General features: G+C 68.5%; 22 protein-coding genes. 13 read left to right on the forward strand and 9 right to left on the reverse strand.

What is annotated here, in order from left to right; all coding sequences use genetic code 11:
• Positions 1-4: 4 nt before the first annotated feature.
• Positions 5-2,047 carry a prolyl oligopeptidase family serine peptidase gene (locus AC2YG9_RS04975; RefSeq protein WP_487296812.1) on the forward strand — a complete coding sequence of 681 codons (2,043 nt, stop codon included), beginning with the start codon at positions 5-7 and terminating at the stop codon, positions 2,045-2,047.
• The gene (locus AC2YG9_RS04980; protein ID WP_487296813.1) at positions 2,044-2,643 is read left to right on the forward strand and encodes an FMN-binding negative transcriptional regulator; all 600 of its coding nucleotides are present in this window, start codon (positions 2,044-2,046) and stop codon (positions 2,641-2,643) included. Before AC2YG9_RS04975 ends, AC2YG9_RS04980 begins: the two co-directional genes overlap by 4 nt.
• Here the strand turns inward: AC2YG9_RS04980 and AC2YG9_RS04985 are convergent.
• Genes AC2YG9_RS04985 through AC2YG9_RS04995 form a run of 3 tightly spaced genes read right to left on the reverse strand, consistent with a single transcriptional unit; the run spans position 2,587 to position 4,817 of the window.
• Positions 2,587-3,423: a metallophosphoesterase family protein gene (locus AC2YG9_RS04985; protein WP_487296814.1), complete on the reverse strand. Its 837-nt coding sequence runs from the start codon at positions 3,421-3,423 to the stop codon at positions 2,587-2,589. The genes AC2YG9_RS04980 and AC2YG9_RS04985 overlap by 57 nt on opposite strands.
• A complete protein-coding gene (locus AC2YG9_RS04990; protein ID WP_487296815.1) occupies positions 3,420-4,436 on the reverse strand; it encodes a diacylglycerol/lipid kinase family protein in 1,017 nt (338 codons plus the stop codon). The genes AC2YG9_RS04985 and AC2YG9_RS04990 overlap by 4 nt, the downstream gene beginning before the upstream one ends.
• Positions 4,437-4,439: 3 nt before the next feature.
• Entirely contained in the window at positions 4,440-4,817 is a 378-nt protein-coding gene (locus AC2YG9_RS04995; protein WP_487296816.1) for a hypothetical protein, read from the reverse strand.
• Positions 4,818-4,976: 159 nt separating this feature from the next.
• Here AC2YG9_RS04995 and AC2YG9_RS05000 point away from each other — a divergent pair, with 159 nt between their 5' ends.
• The 3 genes from AC2YG9_RS05000 to AC2YG9_RS05010 all read left to right on the forward strand — a co-directional run bounded on the left by AC2YG9_RS05000 (position 4,977) and on the right by AC2YG9_RS05010 (position 6,269).
• The gene (locus tag AC2YG9_RS05000; RefSeq protein ID WP_487296817.1) at positions 4,977-5,207 is read left to right on the forward strand and encodes a hypothetical protein; all 231 of its coding nucleotides are present in this window, start codon (positions 4,977-4,979) and stop codon (positions 5,205-5,207) included.
• A 30-nt stretch (positions 5,208-5,237) separates the two neighbouring features.
• Positions 5,238-5,675 (forward strand): OmpA family protein, encoded by a 438-nt coding sequence (locus AC2YG9_RS05005; protein WP_487296818.1) that lies wholly within the window; start codon positions 5,238-5,240, stop codon positions 5,673-5,675.
• Between the two features lie 324 nt (positions 5,676-5,999).
• The gene (locus AC2YG9_RS05010; protein WP_487296819.1) at positions 6,000-6,269 is read left to right on the forward strand and encodes a hypothetical protein; all 270 of its coding nucleotides are present in this window, start codon (positions 6,000-6,002) and stop codon (positions 6,267-6,269) included.
• 138 nt (positions 6,270-6,407) lie between these two features.
• Here AC2YG9_RS05010 and phyR read toward each other — a convergent pair whose 3' ends face one another.
• A complete protein-coding gene (phyR, locus tag AC2YG9_RS05015) occupies positions 6,408-7,205 on the reverse strand; it encodes an anti-anti sigma factor/receiver protein PhyR (RefSeq protein WP_487296820.1) in 798 nt (265 codons plus the stop codon).
• A gap of 250 nt (positions 7,206-7,455) precedes the next feature.
• On the opposite strand from phyR, the gene nepR reads away from it, so the two are divergent.
• From nepR to AC2YG9_RS05030, 3 genes are read left to right on the forward strand one after another with little or no spacing between them, the layout of a single operon-like run.
• Positions 7,456-7,650 carry an anti-sigma T factor NepR gene (nepR, locus tag AC2YG9_RS05020; protein WP_487296821.1) on the forward strand — a complete coding sequence of 65 codons (195 nt, stop codon included), beginning with the start codon at positions 7,456-7,458 and terminating at the stop codon, positions 7,648-7,650.
• Position 7,651: 1 nt separating this feature from the next.
• Positions 7,652-8,260, forward strand: coding sequence for a sigma-70 family RNA polymerase sigma factor (locus tag AC2YG9_RS05025; RefSeq protein ID WP_487296822.1), 609 nt, complete (start codon positions 7,652-7,654; stop codon positions 8,258-8,260).
• Positions 8,257-10,029 carry a sensor histidine kinase gene (locus AC2YG9_RS05030; protein WP_487296823.1) on the forward strand — a complete coding sequence of 591 codons (1,773 nt, stop codon included), beginning with the start codon at positions 8,257-8,259 and terminating at the stop codon, positions 10,027-10,029. The genes AC2YG9_RS05025 and AC2YG9_RS05030 overlap by 4 nt, the downstream gene beginning before the upstream one ends.
• On the opposite strand, the gene AC2YG9_RS05035 is transcribed toward AC2YG9_RS05030, so the two are convergent.
• Positions 10,026-10,466, reverse strand: a complete 441-nt coding sequence (locus AC2YG9_RS05035) for a DUF4345 family protein (RefSeq protein ID WP_487296824.1) — start codon at positions 10,464-10,466, stop codon at positions 10,026-10,028. The genes AC2YG9_RS05030 and AC2YG9_RS05035 overlap by 4 nt on opposite strands.
• Positions 10,467-10,543: 77 nt before the next feature.
• Between AC2YG9_RS05035 and AC2YG9_RS05040 the strand changes: the two genes are divergently transcribed.
• The gene (locus AC2YG9_RS05040; protein WP_487296825.1) at positions 10,544-11,167 is read left to right on the forward strand and encodes a TetR/AcrR family transcriptional regulator; all 624 of its coding nucleotides are present in this window, start codon (positions 10,544-10,546) and stop codon (positions 11,165-11,167) included.
• An 88-nt stretch (positions 11,168-11,255) separates the two neighbouring features.
• A complete protein-coding gene (locus tag AC2YG9_RS05045) occupies positions 11,256-11,411 on the forward strand; it encodes an entericidin A/B family lipoprotein (RefSeq protein WP_487296826.1) in 156 nt (51 codons plus the stop codon).
• Positions 11,412-11,470: 59 nt separating this feature from the next.
• Here AC2YG9_RS05045 and AC2YG9_RS05050 read toward each other — a convergent pair whose 3' ends face one another.
• The gene (locus AC2YG9_RS05050) at positions 11,471-12,754 is read right to left on the reverse strand and encodes a cytochrome P450 (protein WP_487296827.1); all 1,284 of its coding nucleotides are present in this window, start codon (positions 12,752-12,754) and stop codon (positions 11,471-11,473) included.
• A gap of 184 nt (positions 12,755-12,938) precedes the next feature.
• On the opposite strand from AC2YG9_RS05050, the gene AC2YG9_RS05055 reads away from it, so the two are divergent.
• From AC2YG9_RS05055 to AC2YG9_RS05065, 3 genes are all read left to right on the forward strand, one after another.
• On the forward strand, positions 12,939-14,333 hold the full coding sequence (locus AC2YG9_RS05055) for an aminotransferase class V-fold PLP-dependent enzyme (protein WP_487296828.1): 1,395 nt from the start codon (positions 12,939-12,941) through the stop codon (positions 14,331-14,333).
• A 48-nt stretch (positions 14,334-14,381) separates the two neighbouring features.
• Positions 14,382-14,993: a peptidylprolyl isomerase gene (locus AC2YG9_RS05060; RefSeq protein ID WP_487296829.1), complete on the forward strand. Its 612-nt coding sequence runs from the start codon at positions 14,382-14,384 to the stop codon at positions 14,991-14,993.
• A 104-nt stretch (positions 14,994-15,097) separates the two neighbouring features.
• Entirely contained in the window at positions 15,098-15,547 is a 450-nt protein-coding gene (locus tag AC2YG9_RS05065) for a YciI family protein (RefSeq protein ID WP_487296830.1), read from the forward strand.
• Here AC2YG9_RS05065 and AC2YG9_RS05070 read toward each other — a convergent pair.
• The 3 genes from AC2YG9_RS05070 to AC2YG9_RS05080 form a co-directional block, all read right to left on the reverse strand.
• Positions 15,534-16,100 carry a DUF998 domain-containing protein gene (locus AC2YG9_RS05070; RefSeq protein ID WP_487296831.1) on the reverse strand — a complete coding sequence of 189 codons (567 nt, stop codon included), beginning with the start codon at positions 16,098-16,100 and terminating at the stop codon, positions 15,534-15,536. The genes AC2YG9_RS05065 and AC2YG9_RS05070 overlap by 14 nt on opposite strands.
• Positions 16,101-16,191: 91 nt before the next feature.
• Positions 16,192-16,962: a 3'(2'),5'-bisphosphate nucleotidase CysQ gene (gene cysQ / locus AC2YG9_RS05075; protein ID WP_487296832.1), complete on the reverse strand. Its 771-nt coding sequence runs from the start codon at positions 16,960-16,962 to the stop codon at positions 16,192-16,194.
• Positions 16,959-17,150, reverse strand: a complete 192-nt coding sequence (locus tag AC2YG9_RS05080) for a DUF3553 domain-containing protein (protein ID WP_487296833.1) — start codon at positions 17,148-17,150, stop codon at positions 16,959-16,961. The genes cysQ and AC2YG9_RS05080 overlap by 4 nt, the downstream gene beginning before the upstream one ends.
• Between the last annotated feature and the right edge of the window lie 25 nt (positions 17,151-17,175).

Below are 17,175 nucleotides of genomic sequence, written 5' to 3' on the forward strand. Positions count from 1 at the left end.
ACCGTTGAAGAAACTGACCTTGCTGCTGGCCGCCTCGGCCTGCCTGATCGCCATGCCTGTGTCGGCCCAGATCCCGGGCTCGCGCACCTTTACCGCCCAGGACCTGTTCAGCCTGGAACAGGCCACCGACCCGCAGGTGCGGCCGGGCGGCAAGCAGGTGGCCTATGTCCGGGCCAGCAACGACATCAATTCCGACCGCACCAAGCGTTCGATCTGGATCGTCGACGTTGATACCGGGGCGCAGCAGCCCCTGGTCGCCGGGACCGGCAGCAATATGGCCCCGCGCTGGTCGCCGGACGGCAAGCGGCTGGCCTACATCTCGACCTCCGAGGGCTCGGCCCAGCTCTATGTGCGCTGGATGGACACCGGGGCGACGGCGAAGATCGCCACCCTGCCGGAAGGGCCCGACAGCATCGCCTGGTCGCCGGACGGCAGGTCCATCGCCTTCCTGATGTTCACCGGCGGCAACGGCCTGTCCCTGAGCAGCGGCGCGGCGCCGAAGAAGCCCGAGGGCGCAACCTGGGCCGAGCCGCTGCGGATCATCGAGGGCCTGCGCTACAAGACCGACGCCGAGGGCTTCCTGCGGCCCGGCGCCGGGCAGGTCTATGTCGTCTCGGCCGACGGCGGCGCCCCGCGCCAGCTGACCAGCGGCGCCTCCGACAACCAGGGCCCGCTGACCTGGAGCCGCGATGGGTCAAAAATCCTGTTCTCCAGCGCCCGCGAGCCGGGCTGGGAACACGACCCCGCCCTGCAGGACCTCTATGAGCTGACCGTCGCCACCGGGGCGGTGAAGCGGCTGACCACCCGCGTCGGACCGGACTTTGCCCCGGCCCTGTCGCCGGACGGCAAGCTGATCGCCTACCTCGGCTTTGACGACAGGAAGACCGCCTATCACGACACCCACCTCTATGTGGCCAACGCCGACGGCAGCAATCCGCGCCGGCTGGCCAGTGGGCTGGACCGGTCGGTGGACGACTTCCGCTGGGCGCCCGACGGCAAGAGCATCACCTTCCAGTACGTCGATCAGGCCGTCACCCGGCTGGCGCGGGTCGACCTGGCCGACAAGGTCGCGCCGATCGCCGCGACCCTCGGCGGCGGCGGGCTGGACCGCCCCTACAGCGGCGGTGGCTTCGACATGAATTCGGGCGTCATCGCCTACACCCGCTCGACCGTCGACCGGCCGGCCGACCTGGTCATCCAGGCGGCCGGCAAGACGGTGCAGGCGACGCGGTTGAACGAGGACCTGCTGGGGGCCAAGACGCTGGGCAAGGTCGAGGCGCTGGATGTGAAATCGAGCATCGACGGCAAGCCCGTGGGCGCCTGGCTGGTCTACCCGCCCAACTATGACCCGGCCAAAAAGTACCCGCTGATCCTCGAGATCCACGGCGGGCCCAACACCAGCTACGGCCCCTACTTCGCCACCGACATGCAGCTATACGCGGCGGCCGGCTACATCGTGCTCTACACCAATCCGCGCGGCTCGACCTCCTACGGGGAAGAGTTCGCCAACCTGATCGACAAGAAGTACCCGGGTCCCGACTACGACGACCTGATCAGCGCCGTCGACGCCGCCATCGCCAAGGGCAATGTCGATGACCGCAACCTGTTCGTCACCGGCGGCTCGGGCGGCGGGGTGCTGACCGCCTGGATCATCGGCAAGACCGACCGCTTCAGGGCGGCGGCGACCCAGAAGCCGGTGATCAACTGGACGACAGAGGCGCTGACCAGCGACATCCCCCTGGTCACCGCCGGGTACTGGTTCGCCAAGATGCCGTGGGAGGACCAGAAGTCTTACTGGGAGCGCTCGCCGCTCAGCCTGGTTGGCAATGTGAAGACCCCGACCCTGGTCGTGGTCGGCGAGAATGACCACCGCACCCCGGCCTCCGAAGCGGCCCAGTACTACCAGGCCCTGCAGCTGCGGAAGGTGCCATCCGCCTTTGTCATCGTGCCGGGCGCCAGCCATGGCGGCATCGCCGCCCGGCCCTCGCAATCGGGGGCCAAGGCCGGGGCGATCATCGCCTGGTTCGAGAAGTACCGGGTGAAATGACCTATCCGCCCCCGATCTACCACGAAACAGACGAGACGGTGCTGGAGGCGCGGGTCAACGCCGCGCCCTTCGCCGTCATCTGCATCAGCGGCGACGAGGGTCCCCTCGCGGTCCATGCGCCGGTTCTGCTGGAAGGTCGACGGCTGCGCTTCCACCTGTCGGCCAACAACCCGATCGCCCGGCGCCTTGGCGCTGGCGACCGGGTTCTGGCGGTCGTGACCGGGCCACACGCCTACATCAGCCCCGACTGGTACGGTCAGGACGATCAGGTCGGCACCTGGAACTATCTGTCGGCCCAGATGGAAGGTCCGGCGCGGGTGCTGGGGCCGGACGAGGCGGCAGCCCTGCTGGATGACCTCTCCGACCGCTTCGAACGCGACCTGCTGCCCAAGCCGATGTGGAAGCGGGACAAGATGAGCCCGGGGCGGTTCGACAGCCTGTTGCGGATGATCGTCGCCTACGAGGTGACGGTCGAACGCTTCGAGGGCATCACCAAGCTTGGCCAGAACAAGCGGCCCGAAGCGCGGGTGGCCGTGGCCTCAGCCCTTGAGGACCTCGGGGAGCACGAGATCAGCGGGTTGATGCGCGGCCTCTGACCGCCGGTCCACCCGCCAGGTGCGGAACGGCTCGAACCGCGTCCCCTGCCAGGCCATGGCGGTGATGGTGACACCCTCGGCCTCGACCTCCAGGCAGTTGAAGCTGGGCGCCACGCCGCGTTCGCGGATCGACAGGGTGCCGGCCCCGACCGCGTAGGTGTGGCCGTCGCCGAAGGGGTAGGGGTTCACGAAGGGGGTGTGGATGTGGCCCGTCAGGACGATATCCACCCCCGAGGCGGTGAAGGCCTCGGCCGCCGTCCGGCCGCCCCAGACATTGCCGGTCATCGGGCCGCCGACCACCTCCATCAGGGGGTGATGGCAGGTTACCAACTTCAAGGCGCCGGCGGCGCCGGACCGCACCCGGCCGATGGCCTTTCGGACCTGGGCCATGCTGATCTGGCCCTTGGACCAGTTGGCCCTGGGCTGGACGCCGCGGGCGGTGTTGACGCCAGCGTAGGAGAGGCCCTCGATGGGCGGAGGCGCCTTCAGGTCGCCCATCCAGCGGTCGAAGCGCTTCCAGGGCATCAAGGCCCGGTAGGGGATGTTGAAATAGGGGACGTCGTGGTTGCCCGCGGTGACCACCACCCTACAGGCCAGGGCGTCGATCCAGGCGCGGGCCGCCTCGAACTCCTTCGGCTGACCTTCGCGGGTCAGGTCGCCCGACAGGATGGCCAGGTCTACCGGATGATCGGCGATCCATTGCGCGGCGCCGGCCACGGCGGCCTGGTTCTCGCCGCCGAAGTGGATGTCGGAGGCGTGGAATAGGCGCAGGGGACTCACGCGTCGGCCCCCTGACCCCGCGGGACAAGGGCGCGGAAGGCATTGGGCTTGAAGCGGACCAGGGCGGTGCGGCCCAGCCGCACGGACTCGCCGTCGAGGATGGCCGGGATCGGACCGCCGGCCCAGGCGTAGGCCTGCTTGGCCAGCGTCACCTGAACGGCCGGATCGGCCCGCCACTGGCCGGCGGCGGCCGCCACGGCCAGGCGGAAGACATCCAGGGCCCCGGTCGGGTCGAGGGCGGCGGCCTCCAGGCCGTTGGCGTCGTTGTCGAGGGCCTTTGAGACCAGCGGGCACATGAAGGTCAGGGCTTCGGACTTCTGGCGGGCGGCGCCGTCGAGGGTGAAGCGCAGGCGGCCGCTGAAGGCCTGTTCGGCGGCCCGGCGGGCGCGCTGGATGGCCAGCCAGACCTTGCCGTGGCGGGCCGCCTCGCGCGCCCGGGCCCAGAGGGCGGGGGAGCCGAGGATGGCGGCGACGTAGAAGCTGTGCTTCTCGACCGTACCGCCGGAGATGCGCTTCTCGACGCCGCTGGTCAGGATGGCCTCCAGCGCCTCGGGCCAGGTCGTCTGGCCGTAGATGGCGAAGGGCAGCATGTTCATGGTCCCGCCCGGCAACGGGGCGACCAGCGGGCCGTTGGGGCCGGCGGCTTCGGCGACCGCGCGGGCGGTGCCGTCGCCGGCGATGACGATGATCAGGTCCGGCTTGGCGGCCAGGGCGTTGGCGATGATCTCACCGAGCTTGCCCGCCTCGCAACGCTGGACGTTGACCTCGAGGTCCCAGGCCTCCAGCAGGGCGGCGGCCTCCTCGCAGGCGTTGGGACCGACGCTGCCCGACAGCGGATTTGCGATCACCTCGACCTTGCGGACGCCGTCGATCGCCGGGCGTTTGGCCGGCGGCTGGACGTCGGCTGTCTGAGCCTCGGAGGTCTGGGCCTCGGAGGTCTGGGCCTCGGACGTCTGGGCCCCTGGCTTTTTCGCTGCTGGTTTGCGCCGGACCGGCGTCTTGCCCCCCGCCACCCGTCAGCCCGCCGGCTTGTTGCTGGTGGTCTGCGCGTCGCCGGCCTTGGCGTCACTCGACAGGGTGTCCTGGACGGCGGCGGCGCCCTTCTTGATCGTCGGCACGGCTTCGCGGGCGGCGGTGGTCATGCCGGCGTCCATCACCGCGCCACCCTCGCGGAACGAGCCGTTCACAACGGCCAGGCCCAGAGAGGCGGCGCCCACCAGGGCCGCGGCGACGAGGCCCAGCACCAGGAAGGGCGAGCGGCGGTGACGGGCGCGTTCCTCCTTGCGGCCGCGCTCATAGGCGGCGCGCAGCTCGGCGTCGCTGTGACCCTGGGCGTGGGCATGGTTGGGGGCCGCGTCATGGGCCGGGGCGGTCTTGCTTTTGAACAGGGTCATGGCGTTCTCCGCACGATGGGGGTTTCCGGAGCAGAACGGAAGCCGGAGGTGGGAAGTTCCGATGGGTTCCGGCGATGGAACCCTTGCCCCCGTAACGGCGTTGGATGACAAACGCGGTGCGCCATGGGGCGATCCCCGGCGCTTGCCCGAGAGGTTTTCTTGCGCCTGTCCTCTATTCTGGTCGTCAGCGTCAGCCTTCTGGGCCTGGCCGCCTGCGCCAGTGTGCCGGCTCCGCCCCCGCCGCCCGCGGGTGAACGGATGGCCGCGCCGGCCCGACCGGCCGGCGGCGTCAACCGGCGCCAGTACTTCGATGAGAAGCGCGGCCGGTACTATTATTTCGACCAGAAGCGCGGAGCCTATTTCTGGGAAAACGGCCAGCCGCGTTCTTGAGCAACCGCCCCCAGGGGCATGGAGGGGTAGATGATGCATCGCAACCTGTTGATCCTGGGCGTCGCCGCCCTGGCGCTGACCGCCTGCAAGACGACACCGAAGACCGAGGTCGCCCGCTTCACGCCCTGTGAGGACGTCAATGTCGCCATCTATTTCGAGCCCGCCTCGGCGGTGATCGGCAAGGAGGGCAAGGCGGTGCTGCGCGGGGCCGCCACCCAGGCCAAGGGCTGCGCCGTTGACCGGGTCGATGTGAACGGCCTGGCCGACGCGGTCGGCTCTCCGGAAGCCAACATGAAGCTGGCCGAAAAGCGGGCCACGGCGGTGACCAAGACGCTGATGGGCTATGGGATGAAGGATGTCCGCGTTACCGCCGGCGGAGACGTCGGCGCCCTGACCCCGACCGGCGCAGCGGCGCCGCTGCGCCGCAGGGCGGAGGTCATTCTTCGTCTGTCGACGCCGGGGACCTGAAAGGTCCCGCCCGGCGCGGCATGAAAAAAGGGCGGATCCGTTTCTGGATCCGCCCTTTTCAAGTTTTGCATCATCGAGAATTGGGGTGCGGAGACGGCTGGCTCACTGTGGTGAGCCTCAAGTCGGGGGGGGCGTCGCCGCCTCCGCAAAGAGGAAACACAAAACCCGAAACTGCGTTCCCGTCCCAGGCGCATTTTTTCGAAGTTTTTTTGTCGGCGGCCCGACGGAGCCTGTGGCTCGGCGGAACGTCGTTGTTTTGCAGGCGTTTTCTCCGGTGAAGGCGCCGTCAGGCCGGCGCGAATTTCCCGCGAAAAGGAGCCGAGCATGGCCGAAGTGATCCACGACGCCGAGGGCGATCACGTCCATATCCCCGTCACCGAGGTCCGTCAGGGCCGCTGGGGCCGGCATGTGCTCTGGGTGCTGCTGGCCTCGACCCTGCTGGCGGCCATCGCGCTGTTCGCCGCATGGGGCATGCGCTCGGGCGATCTGGCCGAAGCGCAGAAGACCCAGGTGCCGCCGACCCGTGAAAACATCCAGGGCCAGGCGACCCCGCCGGCCGCCGACCCGGGCCCGTCGAGCATTCCGGCGTCGTAAGGGCGAACGCATGAAAAAGGGGCCGCCCGCGAGGGCGGCCCCTACTTCATGTCTGTTGCCGCCTTCAGGCGGCGATCTGAATTCCGACGATTGAAGATCGCCTAGGCGGCGATCTGCACTCTGACGACTGAAGATCGCCTAGGCGGCGATCTTCTGGCGCCCCGGATGGAAGAACAGCGCCTGGCCGATCGCCGCCTTCACCGTTTCCGGCTGGAAGGGCTTGGTGATCAGGAAGGTCGGTTCCGGGCGCTCGCCGGTCAGCAGGCGCTCGGGGAAGGCGGTGATGAAGATCACCGGCACGTTGAACTGGCCGAGGATGTCCTTGACCGCGTCGATGCCCGAGCTCCCGTCGGCCAGCTGGATGTCGGCCAAGACCAGGCCCGGCTGCTTCTTGGCGATGGCTTCCAGGGCCTCGGTGCGGGTAGCGGCGATGTCGACCACGTTGTGGCCAAGCTCGCGCACCAGCGCCTCGATGTCGGCGGCGATGACCGGTTCGTCCTCGATGATCAGCACGTCGGTGGCCAGTTCGGCGTCGATGTCGGCCTGGGCCTGGGCGATCAGGCGCTCGACTTCCGGATAGCCGGTATCGAGAATCTGGGCCGCCTCACTGGGGGTGAAGCCCTCCAGGGCCGTCAGCAGGAAGGCCTGGCGCGAGCGCGGCGCGATCCGCATCAGGCGGTCGGCGGGGGCGCCGCCGGTCTCCTGGTCGGGATTGCGGTCCTCCAGCTGGGCCCCGGAGGTGCCCCAGATGGCATGGAACACATGATAGAGGGCGACGCGCGGCGACAGCTGCTCGGGCAGCGTCTGCTCGCCGGCGGCGAGCGCCTCAAGCGCGACCCGCACGTACTGGTCGCCGGTCTGCTGGCTGCCGGTAAGGGCGCGGGCGTAGCGGCGAACATAGGGAAGATGCGGCGCCAGTCGGGCGAGAAGACTCATGACCCCTCCGTCTCATATTGGTCTTCGACAAAAACGTAGGCGCAAAGCAGGACGCGCCAAGACGCGTACGCAATGAACCTGGGCTCTCAACGGACAGAACGCAACGATGGTTCCACGACCTGGAACTTTGGTTCATCATACCCTTCGGAAACTTCTCGAAGCCGATTGATGGAACCCGAGGGGGCGGACTGCGTTGAAGCGGGACAGAACCAGCAAGTACGGGGAAGCTGCGTCTTCGGACGCCGACGGCATGATCGATCAGCAACAGAACCCGCCCGGTCGCCGGGCTGCCTCCGAGGGCCTTGATGAGGCCCGCCTGCGTCAGCGCGCAATCGGCGTGAAACTGCGCCAGATGTTCGATGAAGTGGTCAACGAACCGGTGCCCGACGAATTCCTCGAAATTCTGCGGCGCGCCGACAGCGGCTCCCAGTCGGGGGATCGTTGAATTGACCGCCGTCGATGACGTCAGCGGCCTGACCGGGGCCGCCCGCGACAATGTCTTCCAGAAAGGTCTGGTGGCATTGATCCCCCATCTGCGCGCCTTTGCCCGCACCCTGACCGGGGACGCGACCCAGGCCGACGACCTGGCCCAGGACGCCCTTATCAAGGCCTGGGACGCCCGTGCGTCCTTCCAGCTGGGCACCAATATGAAGGCCTGGACCTTCATGATCCTGCGCAACCAGTTCTACAGCGACAAGCGCCGGTCCTGGCGTTCGACGCAGCTGGACCAGGAAGCGGCCGAGCGCACCCTGATGGCGGTGGACGATCCGGAATCGCCCGTCGCCCTGGATGAGCTGCGCCAGGCGATGAACATCCTGCCGCCCGAACAGCGCGAAGCGCTGATCCTCGTCGGGGCCGGCGGCTTTGCCTACGAAGAGGCGGCCGAGATCTGCGGCTGCGCGGTCGGCACGGTGAAGAGCCGGGTCAGCCGGGCCCGCAAGGCCGTGCAGGGCATTCTCGAAGCCGGCGCCTATGGCCGCGATGGGCGCGCGGCCGGTGAAGCCATGGGTTCCATTCTGGGTGAAGCCGAACGCCTGAGCGCCGCCTCTCGGTGAGGCGGTTCCTGCGCGGCGGCTCCGGGCCAGAGGGGCCCGAGGAGGCGGTCGCCTCCGCTGCCGTTCCGGCGCCCTCCGCTCAAGCGCCATCTGGCGATGCGCGGACCATCCGCGCGCGGCTGGCCGGCGCCCTGGCCCTGGCCCTGATTCCCGTGCTGCTGCTGGGGGCGGTTCAGTCCGCCCTCTCCTTTCGTCGTGAGGCCGCCGAGCAGCGGCGCGAACTGCAGGGAGCCGCCCAGCGCAGCGTCGCCAGCGCCACGTCGCGCATGGAGGCGAGCCGCGTCCTTCTGGAGACCCTCGCTCCGGCCGTGATCGGCCTCGATTGCGCCAACCGGCTGCATGACATCACCGAGCGGCTGGGCGGCTACGCCAACCTGATCGGCTTTGAGGCGACCGGGCGGGTATCCTGTTCCGCCGCCGGCGTACCGGCCGATCCGCAGCGGCGCTACAAGCCCTGGTTCGCCGACCTCGTCAGCGGCAAGGCCACCGCCACCACCGTCGTCGATACCAGCCGGACCTTGGCCCGGGAGCCGGTGCTGCTGGCCTCGGTGCCGGCCGGGGCGCGGGGCGGCGACGGAAGGCCGGTCGGCGTGCTGACCGCGGTCATCCCCCTGAGCAGCCTGAGACCCGAGACCGAGGGCCGCGCTCTGCCGCCAAGGTCGGAAGTGGCCGTTGTCGATGCCCGGGGGATCATCCTGTCGGCATCCCAGGCCAAGGCCTTCCCCAGTATTCCCAAGGCCTGGATCGATCGGGCGCGCAATCCGGACGGGGCCCTGATCACCGCCGGCGGGGCCGCCGACGGCGAGCGGGTCTATTCCATCGCCCCGCTGTACGGCGATCTGTTCGTGGTGCTGTCGGCGCCGTCAAAGGGTATCCTTTCCAGTTCCTGGCTGGACCCGCTGTCGGGGCTGGTCTTCCCGTTGCTGGCCTTCAGCGTGGCGCTGCTGGCGGTGTTCTGGGCCGCCGATCAGTCGGTGGTGCGCTGGATCGTCTATCTGCAGCGGATCGCCGACATCTACGCCCGCGGCCGCTTCACCGTCCGGCCCCTGCAGGCGCAGGGCGCGCCGCCGGAAATCCGCCAGCTGGCCGAGACCCTCGATGAAATGGCCGCCGCCATCGTCGCGCGGGACACCACACTGCAGGAGAATCTTACCCAGAAGGACGACCTGCTGCGGGAAATCCATCACCGGGTGAAGAACAACCTGCAGGTCATCTCTTCCCTGCTGTCGATGCAGGAGCGGGCCCTGACCGACCCGGGCGCCCGCCAGGCGATCAATGACACCCGCCAGCGGATTACCGCCCTGGCCCTGATCTACCGCGCCCTCTACCAGGGCGCCGACCTGCGCCATGCGGACCTGCGGCCCTTCCTGGAAGAGCTGACCGCCCAGCTGATGATGAGCGAGACCGCCAACGGCACGGTGCGGCTGGAGGTGCGGGCCGATACCTTGATCATCGATCCCGACAAGCTGGCGCCGATCGCCCTGTTCGCGGTCGAGGCCATCACCAATGCCCAGAAGCACGGCCTGGCCGACCACGGCGGCGTGCTGACCGTCGACTTCAAGGTCGATGGGCCGGACGCCACCCTGAGCATCGCCGACGATGGCGGCGGCCTGCGCCCGCCGCTCGACACGCTGGAGGCCAAGGGGGTCGGCCGCACCCTGATGACCGCCTTCTCGCGCCAGCTGCGCGGCCGCACCGAAATGGCGATAAACCCGGCCGGCGGCCTGACCGTCACCCTGGTCTTCCCGACCCCGGAATCGGTGGACTAGGCGCGAGCCTTCCAGACCCACAGCGCCAGCAGCGGCATGACTATCAGCTCGGCTGCCAGGGAGCCGACCACCGTCGGGCCGAAGACCACGGCCGGATCGAAGACGCTGAACCGGGCCAGCCCGCCGACCACGATCAGGCCGATACAGGCCAGCAACGCCCCGCGAAACCGCTTCAGCCGGACAGCGGCGGCCACGAACACCAGCGCCACGCCCAGCCACAGGCCGCCGAGGAACCGAACATGGCTGTCCTGGGCCTGGAACATCGCCTGATCGGTGACAGTGAAGAAGCCGTGGGCGCCCTGCAGGCCCAGCGTCTCGATGCCCCCCAACCCGACATTGACCCCGGTCAGCGCGATCAGCGCCCCGGCCAGCAACAACACCCCACGCAACGCCAAGCCACTGATCGTCGGTCGGCCGCCGGCCGTCACCTGAATCATCGCCTTGCTCCTTTTGTTTAGCACGCGTACTATTTATTTAACTTGCCTCGCCGCGTCAAGCCGCCTTAGCTGCCCCCATGCCCGCTTCCGATTCCCCCCGTGGCCGTGGCCGCCCGACCCTGAGCGCGGCCGACCTGGCGGCCGGCCGCGACCGCATCGCCCAGGTGGCCGAGGATCTTTTCCGTCGTGAAGGGGTGGCCGGGGTCTCCATGCGGCGCCTGGCCCAGGCGGCCGGATGTGCGCCGATGACCCTGTACGCCTACTTCGACGGCAAGCCGGCCATCCTGCAGCGACTCTGGAGCGGCTTCTTCGACGAGCTGTTTGACGACCTCGCGGCCCGGGCGGCGGGGATAGCGGAGCCCCGCGCCCGACTGTTGGAAATCTCCCGGGGCTATGTCCGCTACTGGCTGGACCATCCGGACCGCTACCGGATCGCCTTCATGGCCGAGGGGGTGACGCCAGGCGAAGTCGAGCGCTTCGTGTCGGGCGGGATCCTCGACCAGTTCCGGCTGTTCGACGTCGCACTGGCGCCGTTCGAGACTGACGAGGCGGCGCGCAAGGCGCTGTTCGAGACCTTGGTCTGTGGCCTGCAGGGCATCGCCCACAATCTGGTGACCGTACAGGGCTATAACTGGGTGCGGGGGGAGCGGCTGGCCGAGCTGCTGGCGTCGGCATTGGCGCCATCACCCGGGGTGGGCTGACCGGCCGGGAACCCCGGTCGCGACTTGGCGTTGTTCACGGGCTAGTTCCGCGCCCGCATTCCGGGCGCTTCAAAAGGAGATGTCCGTAATGCGTAAGCTGATCGTTCTGGCCGCGATGACCGCGGCGATGGCTGCCACCGCCATGACCACCACCGCCTGCAACACCGTCAAGGGCGCCGGCGAAGACGTCTCGGCCGCCGGTGACGCCGTGTCCGACACCGCCGAGAAGGCGAAGCCGAACTGAGCAGGCTGAAAACCTGAATGAAGACGGCCCCGGAGCGATCCGGGGCCGTTTTTCGTATCTCAGGTCATCTCGTACTTGATCGGCAGAGTCTTTGGCCCGCCGACGAAGTTGGCCTGGGCCAGCCTGGGTTCGCCGTTGAGCGACAGGCTCTTCAGACGCGGCAGCATCTCTTCGAACAGGATGCGCATTTCCATCTTCGCCAGATGCTGGCCCAGGCACAGGTGGGCGCCGTAGCCGAAGGCCAGGTGCTTGCCTTCCTTGCGGTCTACCTTGAAGGCGTCGGCGTCGCTGAACACGGCCTCGTCGCGGTTGCCGGACGGATAGGCCAGCCACAGCCAGTCGCCCTTGGCGATCTTCTGGCCGCCGATCTCGGCGTCGTCGGTGGCCGAGCGCATGAAGTGCTTAACCGGGGTCATCCAGCGGATCGACTCGTCGACCAGGCCGGGGATCAGCGAGGGGTCGGCCTTGACCTTGGCGAATTCCTCCGGGTTCGCCGCCAGGCCCCAGATGGCGGCGGCGGTCGAGGAGGAGGTGGTGTCGTGGCCGGCGGTGGCGACGATCACATAATAGCTCATCGCCTCGAAGTCGTTGATCGGCACGCCGTCGATCTGGGCGTTGGCGATAACGCTGGCCACATCGCCCTTCGGCTCGGCTTTCCGGTCGTCGGTGATGCCTTTGAAGTACATGAAGAAGTCGGCGATGACGCCCTGCATCATCTCCATGGCGCCCGCGACGTCGAGGGTCTCCTTGCGCTCGCGGTTCAGCTCCGGGTCCTGGGCCCCGAACAGCTCCTGGGTCAGCTTCAGCATGCGCGGCTCGTCTTCCGGCGGCACGCCGAGGATCTCCATGATCACCCTCAGCGGATAGAACAGGGCGATCTCGTTGACGAAGTCGCATTCGCCACCCAGAGACGCCATGTGGTCGACGTGCTCGCGGGCGATCTGGCGGATGCGGTCTTCCAGCTTGCGGATGTTCTGCGGCAGGAACCAGGACTGGGTCATCACCCGGTATTTGGGGTGATCGGGGGCGTCCATCTGCACCAGGGTGCGGACCAAATGCGGGCTGCCGCCGGTCATCTGGCGCACGGCGGCCTCGGCCTCCTTGGTGGTGAAGGTGGTCGGGCGGTCGCCGCTGTGGAACAGGTCGTTCTGGCGGCTGATCTCAAGAATGTCGGCGTGGCGGGTCACCAGCCAGAAGGGCTCGACCCCCTCCAGCTCGGCCCGGCCGAGCGGCTGGTTGGCGCGCAGCCAGCGGAAGGCGTCGTGCACCGATCCGTCGGCGTAGGCCTTGGGATCGATGGCCTTGAAGGCAACCTCGTCCGGTATGCGAAGCGCGTCGGTCACTGTGCTCTCCCTAGTCTGGCCGCCTTCCAGCAACCTCTTTTGGGGCAGGATGACTCTCTGACGCCGGGGAAGGGAAGAGCGGCGATGCGTGAGCAGGATCACGCGGACTCTCGCGACACATGTCTAGGCTCGAAAAGGGTTGCGGGGCCTGACACAGTCTTGTCGGGGAAATTGAGGGGACGGTATGGGGCAGGACAATCTGAGCCGGCGAGGGCTGTTGGCCGGGACCGGACTGGCGCTGGCCGCCGGGGCGATCGCTCACGCCCAGGAAGCGCCGCTCACCGCGTCTGATCCGAATGAGCCGCCACCGGACAGCGATCCCGACTTCGGCGGACCCGAGCATCACGACACGCCCCCGCCCATGGAGCCGGCGCCGAGCACCGTCGACTGGAACTGGGTGCGGGGCCAGTGGGCGCTGGACTGGAGCTGGGTGAACCTGTCAGCGATGCTGTTCGCCTCCAACCCCCGGATCGTGCGCAACGCCATCGCCCGTCATCGTGACGCCCTGGACGCCAATCCGGTGACCTATCTGGAGGCCAACAACCGGCCCCTGCAAAACGCCGCCCGCCGGGCCGCCGGCCTCTATTTCGGGGCCAACCCCGAGGCCATCGCCCTGACCGAGAGCACCACCAGCGGCATCGGCCTGGTCTACAACGGCCTGCTCGTCGGCTATGGCGAGGAGATCCTGACCACCACCCACGACTACTATGTCACCCACGAGAGCCTGCGGCTGGCCGCGCGGCGCAGCGGGGCCACGATCCGCAAGATCAGCCTGTTCGACCAGGCGCGGACCGCCAGCAAGGCCCAGATCGTCGGCCGGCTGATGGGGGCGATCACGGATCGGACGCGGGCCCTGGCCCTGACCTGGGTGCACAGTTCGACCGGGCTGAAGATGCCGATCCCCGAGATCGCCCAGGCCCTGAAGGCCGTCAACGCCGGACGCGATGCAACCCGCAAGGTGCTGCTGATCGTCGATGGCGTGCATGGCTTCGGGGTCGAGAACGTCACCTTCGACCAGCTGGGCGCCGACGTGCTGGCGGCCGGCTGTCACAAGTGGCTGTTCGGTCCGCGCGGCACCGGCGTGGTCTTCTTCCGGCCCGACAGCCTGCATCGCTTCGAGCCGACCATCCCCAGCTTCCTGGCCCCCAACGCCTACGGGGCCTGGCTGGGCGGCTATGATCCCGGGGCCACGACGGGCGCACGAATGACGCCGGGCGGGTTCAAGGCCTTCGAGCATGTCTGGGCCCTGAACGAGGCCTTCGCCTTCCACGGCATGGTCGGCAAGGCGGCGATCCAGGCCCGGACCCACAATCTGGCCAGCCGGCTGAAACTGGCGCTCAGCCAGATGCCGCATGTGGTGGTGCGCACGCCGATGGACCCGGCCTTGAGCGCCGGCATCGTCAGCTTCGACCTGCCGGGCCTGTCGGCCGATGCGGTGGTGCGGCGGCTGCGCGGCTCAAAGGTCATCGGCTCGGCGGCGCCCTATTCGACGCGGCATGTGCGGCTGACCCCCAGCTTCCGCAATACCGAGGCCGACGTCGATTTCGCGGCGCAAATTCTGGCCAACATCCGGAAGTAGTCAGGCGGGCGAACCTCGGGCTAGGTTCGGACCCCGAGGAGACCCGCCATGCACCGCCGCACCGTCCTGACCGGCCTCGCCGCCGCCTCCGCTACGCCGGTTCTTGCCCAGACGGCGCCCGCCCCGACTCCCACGCCGGGCGTCGTGCGCCTGACCATGACCACGGGCGAGGGTCCGCTGGTGCTGGAGCTCAATGCCGAGAAAGCCCCGCTGACGGTGGCCAACTTCCTGAAGTACGTCGACGCCGGCCGCTACAATGGCGGCGAGATCTATCGCGGGATGGCCGTGTCCTCCAATCCGCTGATGGGCCTGGTCCAGGGCGGCGCCAAACCGGGCAAGCCGATCCCGCCGGTGCCGCATGAGCCGACCACCCAGACGGGCCTGAAACATGTCGACGGCACGGTCAGCCTGGCCCGCTACGCGCCGGGTACGGGGACCAGCGACTTCTTCATCTGTGTCGGCGACGCCGGCTATCTGGACGCCAATCCGGCGGCGACCGGCGACAAGGCGGGCTTCGCCGCCTTCGGCCGGGTGGTCGAGGGCATGGACATCGTCAAACGCATCCTGGTCATGCCCAAGTCGCAAAAGGCCGACAACCCGGCCATGGTCGGCCAGATGTTGGAGACCTACATCAAGATCCTGTCGGTCAAACGAGCCTGAAAAACGTCGCCAAAAAACTTCAGAAGAAAAATGTCGGCTGCGGCGGGCGGTGTTCGTCCTGAGGGGCGAACGGCTGCGCGGCAGCCTCAACGGGAGATGTGACCATGCGTGTTCTGATGATCGTCAAGGCCAACGCCGACAGTGAAGCCGGCATCATGCCCACGACCGAGCAGGTCGAGGAGATGGGCGTTTTCAACAATGAACTGATCGCCGCCGGGGTGATGGTCGATGGGGCCGGCCTGCATCCGTCCAGCAAGGGCGCGCGGCTGGGCTTCAAGAACGGCAAGCGGGTGATCACCGACGGGCCCTTCACCGAAACCAAGGAGCTGATCGCCGGCTACTGGGTGCTCAACGTCAAGGACTGGGACGAAGCCCTGATGTGGCTCAGCAAGGTTCCGCGCCCCGACTTCCGGGACGGCGATGTCGAATGCTCGATCGAGCTGCGCCGCTTTTTCGAGCCGGAAGACTTCGCCGGCATCGCCTCCGAAGAGCTGATCGAGCAGGAGAAGGGCTGGCGCGAGGACCAGCTGGCCAAGGCGCCTAAGCCTTCCTGAGGCTCCGCCAGCAGGCGAGCGCCGCCGATCCGAACAGGATCAGGCCGAGCGCTCTGATCCACCATCCGGCGTTGGCGGCGGTCATCAGGCCGCCGCCCAGTCCCGCGGCGATGGCGGCGACCTCGATCAGGGTGACTGCCGCCAGGATGCGCGCCCAACGCCGGTCGCCGCGCCACAGCGTCCAGCCGGCCAACGGCGGGATCAGCAGTCCGGCCACCACGATGTTGAAGGCCAGGTGGTGCGGGCTGGGCAGCGGGAACAGCGCCGCCACGACCAGGGACAGGGCCGGCAGGGCGACGGCGCTGGCCAACAGGGTTGCGGCCAGGGTTCGCCAGGCCCGTTGCAGCCCCACGGCGCCGGCCAGGCCGAGCGCGCCGCTGAGCAGCAGTCCGGTATTGAACACGCCGGCCATGGGCGCGGTGGCCATCCCCAGTTCGCTGGGCATTTGCGTGGCGTGGTCGAACCCCGGCCAGGCCAGGGCCGTCCCGAAGATGCCGGCGAAATAAACCACCGGCATGGCGACGCCGTACCACAGCAGCATCCGCTGGATCATGATCCGTCCTCCCCGACAGAGGCTCAGGGTGGACTGGTCTTTGGGGCGGTAGAAGGGCGCAAGCTCCCCCCGAATGGGGAGGGAGGAGGACCTACCCCCCTCGCGCCACGAACCAGCCGTTGCGGAACTGCTCGTCGGCCTTGCCATATAGGAAGGGTTCGCCGTCGGGCGTCAGCACCGTGCCGCCTGAGGCCTCCAGCACGGCTTGCGCGGCGGCGATGTCCCATTCGCTGGTCGGGCCGTGGCGGGGGTAGATGTCCGCCGTGCCCTCGGCGATGCGGCAGAGCTTCACCGAGCTGTCCATCGCCAGCGTGGTGTCGAACCGGTAGGTGTCGGCCAGCTTGCGGGTGGTCTCTTCCTTCATGGTGTGGCTGATCAGGGCCACGGCCTGGCCCTGGGGCCAGGGGCGGACGCGGCAGGCCTGGGCCGGAGCGCCGTTGACGCGCTTCAGAGCGCCCGAGGCCGAGGTGTACCAGGTCTCGCCGCTGGGCGGGCTGCAGACCGCGCCGGCGACGGGGTGGCGGTCCTGGATCAGGCCGATGTTGACCGTCCAGCTGGGGTCGCCGCGCACGAAGGCCTTGGTGCCGTCGACCGGGTCGACGAGGAAGAAGCGCGGGCCGATCTCGTCCGGGGTGCCGTACTCCGAGGCATGCTCCTCGCCGATCACCGGGATGTCCGGGAAGTGTTCCTTGAGCAGGCGGGTGATCAGGATCTCGCCCTGGCGGTCGGCCTCGGTGACCGGGCTGTCGTCGGCCTTGGCGTCGACGGTCAGCGCCGTGCGCCACAGGGGCAGGATCAGCCGGCCGGCTTCCTCGACGATGTCGGCGAGGACGGCCCCGATGTTGTCCGGATCACTGCTCACTCGGTCTCTCCATCATCCATCACGTCCAGCCGCACGGCCCGGGTATCGAGGGCCTGCTTGCCGGCATTCTCGAAATCCACCGTCACCCGATGGCCGATGCAGGACTGCACCTGGCCCAGGCCCCAGTCCGGGCGGGCCGGGTTTCGCACCAGCGCGCCGGGCTCGAGAAAGGGGTCGCTGAGCGCCATGGGGAGAAGGCCTTAGCGGGTCGCG

It is taken from the genome of Caulobacter sp. SRI_014 (assembly GCF_057586315.1).

Bases quoted from the DNA above. Each gene is read 5' to 3' on its own strand.
- AC2YG9_RS04980 (WP_487296813.1), top strand. From the start codon at position 2,044: ATGACCTATCCGCCCCCGATCTACCACGAAACAGACGAGACGGTGCTG.
- AC2YG9_RS04995 (WP_487296816.1), bottom strand. From the start codon at position 4,817: ATGACCCTGTTCAAAAGCAAGACCGCCCCGGCCCATGACGCGGCCCCC.
- AC2YG9_RS05005 (WP_487296818.1), top strand. From the start codon at position 5,238: ATGATGCATCGCAACCTGTTGATCCTGGGCGTCGCCGCCCTGGCGCTG.
- AC2YG9_RS05010 (WP_487296819.1), top strand. From the start codon at position 6,000: ATGGCCGAAGTGATCCACGACGCCGAGGGCGATCACGTCCATATCCCC.
- phyR (WP_487296820.1), bottom strand. From the start codon at position 7,205: ATGAGTCTTCTCGCCCGACTGGCGCCGCATCTTCCCTATGTTCGCCGC.
- nepR (WP_487296821.1), top strand. From the start codon at position 7,456: ATGATCGATCAGCAACAGAACCCGCCCGGTCGCCGGGCTGCCTCCGAG.
- AC2YG9_RS05035 (WP_487296824.1), bottom strand. From the start codon at position 10,466: ATGATTCAGGTGACGGCCGGCGGCCGACCGACGATCAGTGGCTTGGCG.
- AC2YG9_RS05040 (WP_487296825.1), top strand. From the start codon at position 10,544: ATGCCCGCTTCCGATTCCCCCCGTGGCCGTGGCCGCCCGACCCTGAGC.
- AC2YG9_RS05045 (WP_487296826.1), top strand. From the start codon at position 11,256: ATGCGTAAGCTGATCGTTCTGGCCGCGATGACCGCGGCGATGGCTGCC.
- AC2YG9_RS05055 (WP_487296828.1), top strand. From the start codon at position 12,939: ATGGGGCAGGACAATCTGAGCCGGCGAGGGCTGTTGGCCGGGACCGGA.
- AC2YG9_RS05060 (WP_487296829.1), top strand. From the start codon at position 14,382: ATGCACCGCCGCACCGTCCTGACCGGCCTCGCCGCCGCCTCCGCTACG.
- AC2YG9_RS05065 (WP_487296830.1), top strand. From the start codon at position 15,098: ATGCGTGTTCTGATGATCGTCAAGGCCAACGCCGACAGTGAAGCCGGC.
- AC2YG9_RS05070 (WP_487296831.1), bottom strand. From the start codon at position 16,100: ATGATCCAGCGGATGCTGCTGTGGTACGGCGTCGCCATGCCGGTGGTT.
- AC2YG9_RS05080 (WP_487296833.1), bottom strand. From the start codon at position 17,150: ATGGCGCTCAGCGACCCCTTTCTCGAGCCCGGCGCGCTGGTGCGAAAC.